General features: G+C 63.1%; 13 protein-coding genes. 7 read left to right on the forward strand and 6 right to left on the reverse strand.

What is annotated here, in order from left to right; translation table 11 throughout:
- The first annotated feature begins 188 nt into the window (after positions 1-188).
- The 4 genes from AC5WJ1_RS27600 (at position 189) to AC5WJ1_RS27615 (ending at position 5,456) form a co-directional block, all read left to right on the forward strand.
- Positions 189-1,454 (forward strand): IS256 family transposase, encoded by a 1,266-nt coding sequence (locus AC5WJ1_RS27600; RefSeq protein ID WP_022540107.1) that lies wholly within the window; start codon positions 189-191, stop codon positions 1,452-1,454.
- 167 nt (positions 1,455-1,621) lie between these two features.
- Entirely contained in the window at positions 1,622-2,209 is a 588-nt protein-coding gene (locus tag AC5WJ1_RS27605; protein WP_133094701.1) for a hypothetical protein, read from the forward strand.
- Between the two features lie 198 nt (positions 2,210-2,407).
- Entirely contained in the window at positions 2,408-3,808 is a 1,401-nt protein-coding gene (locus AC5WJ1_RS27610) for an ISNCY family transposase (protein WP_494476782.1), read from the forward strand.
- A gap of 571 nt (positions 3,809-4,379) precedes the next feature.
- On the forward strand, positions 4,380-5,456 hold the full coding sequence (locus tag AC5WJ1_RS27615) for a porin (protein WP_133094702.1): 1,077 nt from the start codon (positions 4,380-4,382) through the stop codon (positions 5,454-5,456).
- Positions 5,457-5,509: 53 nt separating this feature from the next.
- Here the strand turns inward: AC5WJ1_RS27615 and AC5WJ1_RS27620 are convergent, their stop codons facing one another.
- From AC5WJ1_RS27620 to AC5WJ1_RS27630, 3 genes are all read right to left on the reverse strand, one after another.
- Positions 5,510-5,986 carry an RES family NAD+ phosphorylase gene (locus AC5WJ1_RS27620; RefSeq protein WP_133094703.1) on the reverse strand — a complete coding sequence of 159 codons (477 nt, stop codon included), beginning with the start codon at positions 5,984-5,986 and terminating at the stop codon, positions 5,510-5,512.
- Entirely contained in the window at positions 5,983-6,438 is a 456-nt protein-coding gene (locus AC5WJ1_RS27625; RefSeq protein ID WP_135702652.1) for an Xre family toxin-antitoxin system antitoxin, read from the reverse strand. Before AC5WJ1_RS27625 ends, AC5WJ1_RS27620 begins: the two co-directional genes overlap by 4 nt.
- Before the next feature lie 103 nt (positions 6,439-6,541).
- Positions 6,542-7,348, reverse strand: a complete 807-nt coding sequence (locus tag AC5WJ1_RS27630) for a hypothetical protein (protein ID WP_135702650.1) — start codon at positions 7,346-7,348, stop codon at positions 6,542-6,544.
- 453 nt (positions 7,349-7,801) lie between these two features.
- On the opposite strand from AC5WJ1_RS27630, the gene AC5WJ1_RS27635 reads away from it, so the two are divergent.
- The 3 genes from AC5WJ1_RS27635 to AC5WJ1_RS27645 all read left to right on the forward strand — a co-directional run bounded on the left by AC5WJ1_RS27635 (position 7,802) and on the right by AC5WJ1_RS27645 (position 11,291).
- A complete protein-coding gene (locus tag AC5WJ1_RS27635) occupies positions 7,802-9,328 on the forward strand; it encodes a Fic family protein (RefSeq protein WP_434034656.1) in 1,527 nt (508 codons plus the stop codon).
- A 119-nt stretch (positions 9,329-9,447) separates the two neighbouring features.
- Entirely contained in the window at positions 9,448-9,891 is a 444-nt protein-coding gene (locus AC5WJ1_RS27640; RefSeq protein WP_135702646.1) for a DUF305 domain-containing protein, read from the forward strand.
- Positions 9,892-9,902: 11 nt separating this feature from the next.
- Complete coding sequence (locus AC5WJ1_RS27645; RefSeq protein ID WP_494476783.1) at positions 9,903-11,291, forward strand: beta-propeller fold lactonase family protein; 1,389 nt, start codon at positions 9,903-9,905, stop codon at positions 11,289-11,291.
- An 8-nt stretch (positions 11,292-11,299) separates the two neighbouring features.
- Here the strand turns inward: AC5WJ1_RS27645 and uraH are convergent, their stop codons facing one another.
- Genes uraH through AC5WJ1_RS27660 form a run of 3 tightly spaced genes read right to left on the reverse strand, consistent with a single transcriptional unit; the run spans position 11,300 to position 13,526 of the window.
- Positions 11,300-11,635: a hydroxyisourate hydrolase gene (gene uraH / locus AC5WJ1_RS27650; RefSeq protein WP_135702642.1), complete on the reverse strand. Its 336-nt coding sequence runs from the start codon at positions 11,633-11,635 to the stop codon at positions 11,300-11,302.
- 27 nt (positions 11,636-11,662) lie between these two features.
- Positions 11,663-12,184, reverse strand: a complete 522-nt coding sequence (locus AC5WJ1_RS27655) for a hydroxyisourate hydrolase (RefSeq protein ID WP_494476784.1) — start codon at positions 12,182-12,184, stop codon at positions 11,663-11,665.
- A gap of 1 nt (position 12,185) precedes the next feature.
- A complete protein-coding gene (locus tag AC5WJ1_RS27660; protein WP_494476785.1) occupies positions 12,186-13,526 on the reverse strand; it encodes an MFS transporter in 1,341 nt (446 codons plus the stop codon).
- Positions 13,527-13,876 lie beyond the last annotated feature (350 nt).

Raw genomic sequence — 13,876 nt, forward strand, 5'->3', positions numbered from 1 at the left:
TGTCTCCTCCCTTACCGCGCGCTATGTTTGCCGCTGTCCATTAGTCTGGAGGAACAAGACAGCCTGGTAGAGCTAAAGTCGAAACTGGTGTACGGGCGGGGAATTTGAGGCGCGGAGTAGAGGGCGGTGGAGCTTTCCGCTGAGAATCTGATTGTCGAGATCGGAAACCAGCACAAGAAAGGTCCACCATGAGCAAGGATAAAGGGAAAGAAGCAGTCGGTCTATCGGAAATCGGGCTTGGGCTCGAGGAGCTGATCAGGCGCGGGGCTCGGCGGGTCATCCAGGAGGCGATTGAAGTGGAGCTGGCAGAGCTGCTTGAGCAGTTCAGTAACGTCAAGACGTTGAGCGGGCAGCGCGCCGTGGTTCGCAATGGCTACCTCCCGGAGCGCGAGGTGCTGACGGGGGCCGGCCCGATTGCCGTGAAGGTGCCCAAGGTGCGCGATCGGTCCGGGTCTGGCGTGAAGTTCAACTCGGCGATCGTGCCGCCGTATGTGAGGAAGTCGCCGCGGGTGAGTGCAGCGCTGCCCTGGCTGTATCTGAAGGGAGTATCGACAGGCGACATGAGCGAGGCGTTGTCGGTGCTGCTTGGTGAGGATGCCAAAGGGCTATCGGCCAACGTGGTGAGCCGATTGAAGGCGCAGTGGGCAGACGAGCATGCGAGCTGGAATCAGCGTGATCTGTCGGCGGCGCGCCATGTGTATTGGTGGGTGGACGGCATCCACACGGGTCTGCGTAGCGAGGGATCGGACGGGCAATGCCTGCTGGTCATCATCGGCGTTACGCCAGACGGCAGGAAGGAGCGCGTGGCGATCGGTGACGGCTATCGGGAATCGAAGGCATCGTGGGTGGAAGTACTGTTGGACCTGAAATCCCGCGGCCTGCAGGCTGGCCCGCTGGCGGCGGTCGGCGATGGCGCCATGGGATTCTGGGCTGCCCTGGAGGAGGTGTTCCCGGCCACGCGCGCCCAGCGTTGCTGGTTCCACAAGATGGGCAATGTCCTGAACGCCTTGCCCAAGTCCCAGCACGGCCGCGCCAAGGCAGATCTGCAGGCGATTTGGATGGCGGCCACCAGGGCAGATGCCTATGCTGCCTTCGATCGCTTTGCGACGATCTACGGCGCCAAGTACCCCAAGGCCACCGGCGTGCTCACCAAGGACCGAGACAGCCTGCTGACCTTCTACGACTTCCCGGCCGAGCACTGGCAGCACATCCGCACGACCAACGCGATTGAGTCGACCTTCGCGACCGTGCGTCACCGCACGACGCGCACGCGCAATTGCGTGTCACGAGCGACTTTCCTTGGCCTGGCCTTCAAGCTGATCGAGGAAGCCGAGAAAACATGGCGCCGCATCAAAGGTGCCGAACACATCGAACTGCTCTTGAAGGGCGTCCCCTTCAAGGACGGTGCCCCGGCGCAAGACAATCCGCCGGTTCAGCAGAAACTCGCCGCCTGACGACCGGCCACGATCAACCTTCATACACCAGATTTGACTTTATCTCAGCCTGGTAGGGTCCTGTGGCTTCGCGCCCACAAGTCCAGGTTTGCAGCGCGGCTTGTACTTTGGCGTGGATGAACTAAACCTCACGTAACCGAAAGTTTCTCCGCGCCATGGAGGCGAGCATGCATTTCAACAAGCTACTCGTAGCCTGCGCGCTGGCCGCAGCCAGTGGTGCAACGCCAGCCCAGCCAGAATCCAGCGTGCACGTAGCGTCCGGCGTCGGGGCAATGATGGCGACCGAGACAGTCAAGACCACCGCGACCGTGGTGGCCATCGACAGTGCCACGCGCACAGTCTCGTTAAAGGACAAGCAAGGCAAGGTTACCGAGTTGCAGGTCGGCGACGACGTGCGGAACTTCGACCAGGTCCGCATTGGCGACGTGGTGGCCGTCGAGTACAAGCGAGCGCTGTCCGTCAGCATGACCCGTCAGACCGGCATGCGCTCGGCCATCGAGCGCGAGACGATCGAACGCGCGCCGCCCGGAGCCAAGCCCGGCGGCAGCATAGGCCGCGAGGTGACCGTGACCGCGGATGTCGTGAACGTCGACCGCAAGACCGGCATGGTGACGCTCAAGGGCCCAAAGGGGAAAACGGTCGACGTGCATGTCAGCGATGCGCAGCAGCTCAAGGCCATCCATCGCGGCGACCAGGTGCAGGCGGTCTACACAGAAGCGATTGCGGTGTCGATGGCGCCGAAGACGAGCCGCTGAAGGGCGGACATGGCCGGGAAATCAAGGCACCTGAGGCATGTCAGGCTCACCTGCATTTAACATAAGGTTTATTATGCGAATCCAATCTGTAGCGGCAAAGTTGTAATGTCCGGTTCTAGCAAAGTTGAAATGTCCGCCTGAGGCGCCTGTCCATGGTATTCAGCCTGCCCGGTTGAATGCAATGGAGGATGTCCGGGGATGGCGGGAACCGAGGTCATTACAGTAAGCATGCGTGAGTTAGACAGGCTCAAGATCGTCCAGGCGGTCGTGGATGGTCAGTTACGGCCCGGGGTGGCTGCCGAACGGTTGGAGATCACGGATCGGCAATTCCGGCGGCTGCTGGAGCGCTATAGGCAAGAAGGCGCATCCGGGCTGGTTTCTCGCCGGCGCGGTCGACCCAGCAACAATCGCATGCCAGCGGACCGCGAATCCGTGGCCCTCGGCCTGATTCGGGAACACTACGCCGACTTCGGCCCGACCCTGGCGGCCGAGAAGCTGCGAGAGCGTCATGGGCTAACGTTGTCCAAAGAAACGATCCGCCGACTGATGACGGTGGCCGGCCTGTGGGTGCCGCGCAAACAGCGGCCGCCGAAGGTCTACCAGCCTCGTAACCGGCGCGCCTGCTATGGCGAACTGATCCAGATCGACGGCAGCGATCACCGCTGGTTTGAGGAGCGCGCCCCAGCCTGCACCCTGCTGGTGTACGTCGACGACGCCACCAGCCAGATCATGGAACTACGCTTCACTCATTCGGAATCCACGTTCACATACTTTGCGGCGACGCGGGCCTATCTGGAGCGCCACGGCAAGCCGGTGGCGTTCTACAGCGACAAGGCCAGCGTTTTTCGGGTCAACAAGAAAGGAGCAACCAGTGGCGACGGCCACACCCAGTTTGCGCGGGCCTTGTTCGAGCTGAACATCGAAGGTATCTGCGCCAACAGCAGCCAGGCCAAAGGCCGTGTCGAGCGGACTCACCTGACCTTGCAGGACCGACTGGTCAAGGAGTTGCGCCTGCGTGGGATCAACACGATGGAGGCAGCCAATGCCTTCATGGCGGAATTCATCGCCGACTATAACGCGCGCTTTGCCAAGGTGCCGCGCAATGACCACAACGCCCATCGGCCGCTGCGACCAGACGAGAACCTGGATCTCATCTTCGCGTGGCGCGAGCCGCGCTGTGTGTCCAAGAGCCTGACGATTCAGTACGACAAGATGCTCTACCTGCTGGCGGATACGCCAGAGCATCGGAAACTGGCCGGTCGCTATATCGATGTCTATCACTATCCGGACGGCAGAATCGAGCCACGCGCAAATGGCGCCGCCCTGCCCTACACGATTTACGATCGGCTCTCGGAAGTGGATCAAGGCGCGATCGTTGATAACAAGCGCCTGGGGCACGTATTGCAATTAGCGCAATACGTTCAGGAGAAGCGCGACAACACGCGGTCACTCTCTGTGCCTGGCACGGAGGGGGCTCCCCGCAAGCGTGGACGACCGCCCGGCAAGAAGTCGCAGCGCTCGCTGGGCCAGAACGATATGTTGGAAGCGCTGCAACAGTTGCAGCAGCAGCCGTGGCCGCTTAATGGAACTGAGAATTGATTTCAGCTTGACACCTGGAAATTCAAATCCGCCCTGCTGGCATGACGGCCTCACCCTGATCACAACTCTGCCGCTTCAGGCCAGCACCACCGCCCGACGGGACCCCCAAAAGACAGAACAAACAAGATGAAATGACACCGAACAACCGGACATTTCAACTTTGCTGGCGACCGGATATTTCAACTTTGCCTGGACACAATCACGGGGCGCATTATGGTGAAACCGCATAGCGCCTGAGCCCTGAACGCGACTGCACGAGCGGGAGCAATTTTGCTTTTCGGTTCATGTCCCTTCCTTCCCATATTGACCTGTGGCTCCGGGCACTCGGACGATATGTCCATCGAGTGACATGTTTGTGAACTGGCCGTTTATGGCGGGCGTACCGGCCGGGTTCTGCGCCAGCAAGTCGAGGGCGGCCAGTTCGGCGGCGCACCTTCCCTCTTCGACCGTCAGGTCTCGCACCGTGCCCAGGTGCGAGGGCATGGCCTATGCTTGCCTTAGCAGGCCTGCTTCGTTCCGCCTGCCGTCGGGGCGGAGGGACCCGTGAGTAAAACAGAAAACCGGAGGAGCCATGAAACAGACAATCGCCCTGCTTGCCGCATCCTTGGCTGCCGGCACTGCCCACGCCCAATCCAGCGTGGCCCTGTTTGGCATTGCCGATATTGGCGTCGAATACAACAACCACGTTGGTCCCGAGGGCGACAACCTGTTCAGGCTGAGCTCCGGCAACCAGTCCGGCTCACGCTGGGGCCTGCGCGGCACCGAGGACCTGGGCACGGGCCTGAAGGCAGTCTTCCTGCTGGAAAGCGGTTTCGACCTGGACACCGGCAACTCGGCCCAGGGCGGGCGCCTGTTCGGGCGCAATGCATACGTCGGAGTGGAAAGCCGATATGGCGCACTTCTGTTCGGTCGGCAACAGACCGCCCTGCGCGACTTCAATGCCTTTTATGATCCCGCCGCGACTGCCGATCGCTACGGCATCCTGGGGATCGCGCCGGAGTTTGGCGCGCGCGCGGACAACGCCGTGAAATATGCAGGCACCTTTGGCGCGTTATCCGGCGCAGCCTTTTATTCGTTCCAGAACAATGGCAATGAGGTGGCGGGCAGCAACGTCTTCGGCCGCGATTACGGCGCCTACCTGAGCTACGCCAGCGGTCCCGTTGCGGTGGGCGTGGGCTATGACGATGTGCACGTCGGCACGCCGGCCAACCAGGCGCCCTCGCTGCGGCGCTATGCGATCGCCGGCACGTACACGGCGGGCGCGGCCAAGATCTTTGCCGGGTATCGCCTGGCCAAGGCTTTCGACGGCGCCATGCTGCCAGGTGCGCAAGCTCCCAATGCCGGTGCGAACCTCTACTGGCTTGGCCTGACTTACAAGCTGACCCCCGCTTTCTCGCTGATGGGTGCAACCTATTACCAGGACTTCCGCCACACCGGGTCGGACCCGTGGCAGTTCGTTGTGACGGGCGACTATACGTTCAGCAAGCGCACCGATCTGTACGCGTCCGTGGCCTACGCCCTGAACAAGGACCAGTCGTACCTGGGCGTCAACGGCTACAACAGCGGCAGCGGGTCGACAGCGGTCATTAACGTCCAGCCCGGCCAGAACCAGCTGGGTGCGGTGATGGGCATCCGCCACCGGTTCTGACTCCCTGCCTGTAGTGCCGGGAACCGCCGGGCGCGTTGCTTGTGCCCTGGCTTCTAGCCCTGCGCTTTCGGCTCCGTCAGCAGCGACAGAATCCTGGGATCGTGATCGACGCGCGTGGCCAGGACAATCCTGACGGCGGTCGCATCCGGATGTTCGGGATTGAGGACGTAGTTGGAGGCGTATGGCACCAGCACGCTCGGCACCTTCAGCAGCAAGCTGGTGCGAGCGGCAAGCCATTCCGTGCCGGCGCTTCTGGACCACTGGCTGTCGGTTTTCCAGTCTTCGGGCAATGCCGCAATTTCGGCCACGGCCACCGACTCGGGGACTTCTACCTGGAGCAGCTGGTATTGCTTCGGCAGGTCCTCGATCCTCGCCACCTCGTGATGGACGAGGATCTCCAGGAATGCCAGCGCCGGATGCTCGGCGAGGTAGACGACTGGCTGGCCTGGAAAATGCCACCGGCCGCCCGCCCGAAGTCCGCCCAACCCTTTCAGGTCGGCGTAATTGCTGATCCGCCACAGGTACATCAGGCGAAATACCCTTCATCGATCTGAAGCAGTTCTTCCTCGACCAGGCGTGCGCCCTGTTCCGTGCCCGCCAGTTCAAGCGGCGACTTGCCGGCAAAGCGTTGCTGGCCGGCTCTCAGCCAGGCCAGTGCCCGATCGGCTTCGCCGAAGGTGGAGATGGCTTGCGCGAGAATCCGCGCCAGCCGAATGGCCTTGTCCGATTCGTCCACCGTGAGCGACTCGCCGCGCTCGCGCCTGTGGCTGAGCGTGCGGCGCGGGATAATAAAGCTGATCTCGTCCCACACCAGGCCTGCATGCAGTAAACGCTCCATGGTGTCGGCGGGCAGCCGCTCCACGGCGAGCGCGACGAGATCGGCGCCTGAGCGAATGTCTGCGTTGAGAACGTCACTCAGGCTGTCAAGATAGCGGTTCCGCGGCGCCACGCTACCCGAGGGCTTGAACTCTATCGTCTGCATATCTGCACCTTGGCAATTTGCCATTCGATTATAGGCATTTTGCCAAAGTCGTGCCGCGACACGCAATATCGACCTTGAGGCACATAGACAGGCGCACCGCAGGTTACTGCTTGGTGAAGTCGACGATAGGCCTGAGCTGCGTGAAGTCGTTGGGATAGTACGGCGGCACGGCCTGGGGATTTTTCTTGCGCGCGAGATCGATGAACTTGCGGTCCGCTTCCAGGACGAGCATGACTTCGTGCCGGTGGATTCCGTTGGAGTGCGCTCGCTCGAGGTCGCGAACACTCTTGGCCCGATAGGCGATGGTCCGCATCAACAAGTCGTAGAGCGCCTTTGGCCGACGCGCTTCTGCCCTCTGCCGCGCCTCTTCTTCGTTCCGATGCAGGCGCGCCCACAGGGACGACGCGGTCAAGCCTGGTGCGTGCTCCGCCAAGGACGCGAGTTGAGCCTTGGGGGCGTCAGGGTCGAAAGAAATTCCCTCGGCGGCCAGGAATTCCCTGAGCTCGAATATCCTTAGCTCCAGCAGCTTGTCAGAAGTACTTCGCGTGCCGAGTCTGGCGATTTGATCGACATCGATCCAGTTGGACGGGAAGGACCCCAGCCGCTCGAATGTGTCGCGCCATTCTTCATATTCGCCCCACTTCCACTGGCGGCCCTTGAAGAAGACTTCATAACCTTTCTCGAAGTAGCCTCCGAGATTGAGCCCATCGCTACCCGTCTCCGTCACCAGGTCCCGCAGTTGGGATTTCTCTTCAGCGGAAATGCCCTCGACCGTTTCCATGACTTGCGCGAAAACCCGGTCGTAAGCGCGCACAGGAACAAGCGCTGTCGGCGCAGACGGCATGCGCAGCGCTGCGGGCCGCGGCGCGATTGCCTTTTTCTTGGTGCGGAACAAATCCAGGAAAACCACTTTACTCCCCTACTGAACAACGCAGCCCACAGCCTTCAGCTGTGCACTGTCCATCACTGCCTGTCAAAACATCATCATTTTACCGGGACGCGGCGGCATTCGCCGCTGCCCCCCGATTGCCTGCTCGGCCAGCCCGACGAGCGAGCGCTTGTAGTTTCGCCGAAACCAAACGATGCGGTTTCGGCGACCGTGGAGATCGTCCTGTTCGATCTTTTCCCGGGTACTGACGTGCACCGTCAATCGCAAAACGGCCGTTGATTATATGCAAACTGGTAACCATCATCGCGAAGGATAGTTGCATCGGTAAGTCGTATAGGCAAATTCGCAAACCGGGGTGCCCGGCCAGCATAGGCAATTTAGTAAGATGACCCAGCCAAAATAGACGAATCGGTAAGCGGCATATAAACTCTGGTAACCGCCCATGCATCCATTAATTCACACCGCAGTCCGTCTATGGCTCACGCTCCACTCGGCTACAGCGCCCTGATCGCGAAGTTCAGGCTTCGCGTACCGCCCCTGCATTCCACCTCCGAGCTTTCAGACAAGACGGGGGTCCTGAGCACGCATACCGGTGCGGACGGCAGCGTGAAGACGGTCTATCCCAGGAACCGCTACCGCGGCGGCGACACGACAGTTGACCACCTCACCTTTGCGTTGCGCAAGGAGCCGTTGAACCTGACCGTGCTCGCCGCCCTGTTCGAGCACCAGCCGGCGATTGACGAGGTCGCCCAGTGGCTGGCGTCCTCGCCCGGGTCGCGCTATGCACGGCTGGGCGGCTTCTACGCGAAGTGGCTTGCCGGCGCTGAATTCGACTACAAGCTGCCAGCCGGAACCGCGCGGGTTCCAGCGCTTGACGAAGCGGACTATGTAACCGGCACAAGCCAGATCGACGCACAGTTCGGGATCCTGAACAACCACCTCGGCCCGGCGGCATTCTGCCCCCTGGTACGCCGCACCGAGCGCCTTGAGGCATTGATCGGCGCCGACCTGCCGGGAAAAATCGCCGCCGCGATCAACCGGCTCGAACCGGAAGTGCTCGCCCGCGCGGTGGACTATCTCTATCTCGCTGAAACCCGATCGACGTATTCGATCGAGAAGGAACTGCCCGACAACCAGCGTGTCGCCAGGTTCAGGCGCCTGCTGGAATTTGCCGGCGCCCCGGTGCGGCTCGACGAGGCGCAGTTCTGCGAATGGCAGAACGAAATCATTGCATCGATCCGGGCGGAGTACGCCTATCGCGACCGCCAGAACTGGCTCTCGCGCGGCGGACGGCTGCGCAACATTGCCGACTACATCCCCCCGCCCCCGCAGCAGGTCGAGCCGATGATGGAAGGCCTGGCACAGGTTGCGGACCTGATCAGGACGAAGGCGGCGCACCCGCTGATCATCGCGGCATGCGTTTCGTTCGGCTTTGTCTATATCCACCCGTTCTATGACGGCAACGGGCGGATCCACCGCTTCCTGATCCACCATCTGTTGCGCCAGGCCGGCGTGACGCCGGAGGGTGTCGTATTGCCGGTTTCGGCGAGCATGCTGAAGAACCTGCAGGTCTATGCCGGCTTGCTCAAGGACTACTCGGCGCCCCGCACGGGGCTGCTGAACTATGTCCTGGACTCGGACAGCGACACCATCCTGATCAAGTCGCCGCAGCCCAACTGGCTGTATGCGTCGTTCGATGCGACCGCCCTTTGCGAGTTTGTCTTTGAATGCATCCAGCAGTGCGTCGAGGAAGACCTCGCGCTGGAGATCCGGTACCTGAAGGCGTTCGACGCCAGCGTGGCGCGGATCGAAGGATGGCTGGACCTGCGCCAGCCGCGCCTCACCAACCTGATCGACCTGGTGGTCCAGAACCACGGCGAGCTGTCGAACCGCAAGCGCGCCAGATTCACGGAATTGTCCGATGAAGAAATCGCGCGGATCGAAGAGGTGGTGCGCGACGAATTCGCCGACTACTTCGAAGCCACGGTGAAGGCGGACTGACCTCGGCTGAGGTGGTGTCTCGACGACCGCGAAAAAAAATCCGGCAACGTGGAATAAAGCCGGCTCCAGGTGTGTTTACTTCAACGTAGCCCGCCCAACGACAACCTGGAGAACGCCACATGAAGCTCCCCCTGCCCGCTTTCATGCTCGCCGCCCTTGCGGCGACGGCCGGATCGAACTGCCTGGCAGGCGGTGTCGAGGTGTCGCATAGTCATGGCCAGACACCAGTGGTGCGGCAGCCGGAACCCTTTGTCGCCAGCACCGCAAAGCCGTTCGCACAACGGATGGACGACGCAATGGCCGTCATGGATGCCGGCATGCGCGCCGCCGCCATGAACGGCGACCCCGACCACGACTTCGTCGCGATGATGATCCCGCATCACCAGGGCGCCATCGACATGGCCAAGGCGTTGCTGCTCGACACCAGGGATCCTGAACTGCGCAACCTGGCGCAGGGCATCATCACCGACCAGCAGAACGAGATCCGCCTGATGCAAGCCTGGCTTGCCCGCCATCCGAAGGCCGCGCCGAGCCTCAACCCGGCACCTGCCCATTCTCACTAAAGGAAGCCCACATGAAGCAGACCTCGCAGCTTGCGCTGGTCCTGGCCACGGCGTCGTCGCTTGCCGCCGCGGCACCGGCCGCCAGCGACCGCGTCTACACGGCGGACCAGAACAGCAACACCGTGTCGGTCATCAACCCTGCCACCAATACGCTGCTCGGCCAGATCCGCCTTGGCAACGCGCGGCCCGATATCCTTTCGCCGCTCTACAAGGGCGAGATCAACGTGCATGGCCTGGGCTTCTCGCCGGATCACAAGACGCTGCTTGTCGTCTCCAACGGCTCGAACTCGGCAACGTTCATCGATACCGCCACGAACCGGGTCAAGGGCGTTGCCTATATCGGCCGCTCGCCGCACGAGGGCTTCTTTACCGCCGACGGCAAGGAAGCGTGGGTGGTCGTGCGCGGCGAGGACTATATCTCGGTGATCGACCCGGCCAGCTACAAGGAGATCCGCCGCATCCCGACCGCACCGGGGCCCGGCATGGTGCTGTTCCATCCCGACGGCAAGCTCGCCTTTGCCGTGTCCAGCTTTACGCCCGAGGTCGATGTGATCGACGTCGCCACGCACCAGGTGGTCAAGCGCATTCCGGTCGCCAGCCCGTTTTCGCCCTTCCTGCAGTTCACCCCGGACTTCAGCGAAGTGTGGATGACGCACAAGGACGTGGGCAAGGTCACCCGCATCGACACGAAAAACCTCAGCGTCAGGGGCGTGTTCGATACCGGCTTTATCACCAACCATCTCGGCTTCGCCAGGACCGCGCGCGGCACGCTCGCCTACGTGACGGTCGGCGGCGAGAATGCGGTCAAGGTCTACACCACCGACGCCGAGCCGCGCCTCGTCGCGACCATCCCCGTCGGCGCGCTGCCGCATGGCATCTGGCCGTCCGATGACGGCAGCCGCATGTATGTCGGCCTGGAAAACGGCGACGGCGTCGACGTGATCGACACCGCCACCCAGCGCGTCATCGCCCGCACCCCGGTGGGACAGGCACCGCAGGCCCTGGTCTATGTCTCCAACGCCGTGCCGGCCGGCGATGGCAAGGCAAACCTCACGCCGCGCGCAAACAGCGATCCCATCAACATTCCGCTCAAGGCTACCGCCGGCTCGGGGCGCGGCTTCGTCGTGGCACGCAACCTCGGCCTGGTCGATGCGCTGGAAGTGTTCCTGTTCCAGCTCAAGCCGCAGACTGTCTACGACGTCTACGTGTCCGGCCACCGGACGCCCGTTGCAAGCTTCAGGACCAATGCCGCAGGCGCCGCCAATGGCACGGCCATCGGGCCGTTGCGCGAGGTGGTGCCCGCCTTGTCCGGGAAGCAGGCCGCCGCTGCCACGCTGCTGGTGGTCGAGGGCAACGCGCCGCCGACCACCTCCCATGCGGTGCTGACGGGCACGCAGTAGCTTGCGCTTCAGCTGCCCCGGTAGGTGCCGAAGCTCCACGGCGAGCACAGCAGCGGCACGTGGTAGTGCTGCGCGGCGTCCGCGATGGTGAAGCGCACGGGCACGATGTCGGCGAACGTGTCCGGCGTCTTGAAATAGTCCGCCACCCAGAAACGCAGCTCGAAGTCGCCGGTGCGGGCCTGGGCGGCGGGCAGCATGGGCGAGTCAGTGCGGCCGTCGTTGTTGGTGCGCGCCTTTGCGATCAGTTTCGGGGGCTGCGTGCCGACGTCGAACAGTTCGATGTGCATGCCGGCAATCGGCTTGCCGAGCGATACGTCGAGCACGTGGGTGCTGATGCCTGCCATGGTCTGTCTCCTTTCAGTGCGACGGCATCAGCTGCCGCGGTAGTAGTTGTAGCTCCACGGCCCGAACAGCACGGGCAGGTGGATGCGCTGGCTGGCGTCGGTCACGCGCAGGCGCAGCGGGATCTTCGACAGGAACAGCGGCCGCGGCAGGCTGGCTTTGCGGGCCGCGAAATACTCGTCCACGTGCAGCACCAGTTCGTAGGTGCCGGTGCGGTAGGCATCGCCGAGCAGCAACGGCGGTTCGCTGCGGCCGTTGGCGGCGAGCGTCACCGTCTGCAGCAGGCGTGGCTGTCCGTTCTCGACGCGGTACATGTCCACGCGCATGCCGGAGGCGGGCGTGCCGTGCCAGGTGTCGAGCGCGTGCATGGTCAGCCGGGGGCCGAGGCCGCCCTGCTGCACCGGGCCCGCGGTCTGGTTGGGTGCGGGCGCCGTTGCCGGGCCGGTGGCCAGTGCGTTGCCGGCCAGCAGCGCACTGCCTCCCAGCGTGATCGATTGCAGGCCAAAGCGGCGGCGGGCGGCATTGAAGCCGGGATCGTGATCGTCGTGCATGTCAGGCCTCGCGCTTGTGATGGAGACGGCGGATGCCGAACACAACCAGCACCGCAGCCAGGATTTCGATGGCGGCCACCAGGTACAGGCCGCTGCTGACCGTGCCGGTCGCGGTCTTGATCAGGCCCATCACATAGGGCGCGCCAAAGCCGGCGAGGTTAGAGACGGAGTTGATCAGGGCCACGCCCACCGCGGCGGCGCTGCCCGCCAGGTAGCGGTTGGGCAGTTGCCAGAACACGGGGATGGCGCTCATGGTGCCGATCAGCGCGGCGGTCATGGCCAGCAAGGTGATCACCGGCGACAGCGCCTGCGCGCCCAGCATCACGGCCAGCACGGCCATCGCTGCCCCGCCGGTCAGCGCGGCGCCGCTGAAGTGCCAGCGCACCTCGTTGCGGCGGTCGGAGTGGGCGCCGTTGGCGATCATGCCGATCGCGCCGCAGAGGTAGGCCACCGCCGCGATCCAGCCCACCGCCATGGGCGTGGTGAAGCCCACTTCCTTGATGATGGTCGGGATCCAGAAGGTCAGCGTGGAGTTGGCGCACAGCAGGCAGAAGAAGATGGCGATCAGCAGCCACACCTTGCGGTTGGTGAACAGCGTGCGCCAGTCGTGCCCACGCTCGCCCATGGCGGCGTTGTCGCGCTTCAGGGCATCGAGCACCACGCGCTTCTCGTGGTCGCTCAGCCAGCTGGCCTGCTCCGGCTTGTCGGTCATGTAGAACCACGCAAAGATGCCGGCCAGCACGGACGGGATGCCTTCGAGGATAAACAGCCATTGCCAGCCATGCATGCCGTGCACGCCGCCCATCGAGGTCATGATCCAGCCGGCCAGCGGGCCGCCGAGCACACCAGCGATGGCCGATGCCGACATGAAGGTGCCGAAGGCGCGGGCGCGCCGCTCGGACGGATACCAGTAGGTCAGGTAGAGGATCACGCCGGGATAGAAGCCCGCCTCGAACGCCCCCAGCAGGAAGCGCAGGATATAGAACTGCGTTGGCGTGGTGACATAGGTCTGCAGCATGCAGATCACGCCCCAGCAGATGGTGATGCGCATGATGGTCTTCTTGGCGCCGATCTTCTGCAGCAGCATGTTCGACGGCACTTCGAAGAAGAAATACCCGAGGAAGAAGATGCCGGCGCCCAGGCCATACACCGCTTCGCTGAATCGCAGCGAATCCAGCATCTGCAGCTTGGCGAAGCCGATGTTGACGCGGTCCAGCCACGCCAGCACCCACAGCACGCCAAGAAATGGCAGCAGGCGCCACGACACCTTGCGGAAGACGCTGGCTTCCGCATCGTCCGCCGTGCCGGCGAACAGCGGAACGCCCTGTTTTGTAATGGACATGGAGTCTCCTGTCTTGTCGGTTTGTGTGGTGCGGCCGCTGCCGCGGGGATGCTGCGGCGTCGGCCTTCCGTCTGGATTGGGTGCAAGTATAGGAACGGGCCCGGAATGCGGAACGGGGGGGCTGGTATAGGCCCTATATCAGCTTGGATATGGCCCGGAAAGCCTTGCCTGGCGCGGGTTTCCGGTCATTTTCCTGGTCCGTTGGCGGACCTATGGATTACCCTAGGGACCCGGCTTTGCCACGTTGCGCGGGCCACTTGTGGGTTGCCGTTCCCGGCCGCGTGCGGGTTCGACCGCGTTGCCGTGCGGTGCGCAAAAGGCTACAAAGCCGCCATGGGCAGCACGTAACA

Source organism: Cupriavidus sp. MEYA8 (assembly GCF_059278825.1).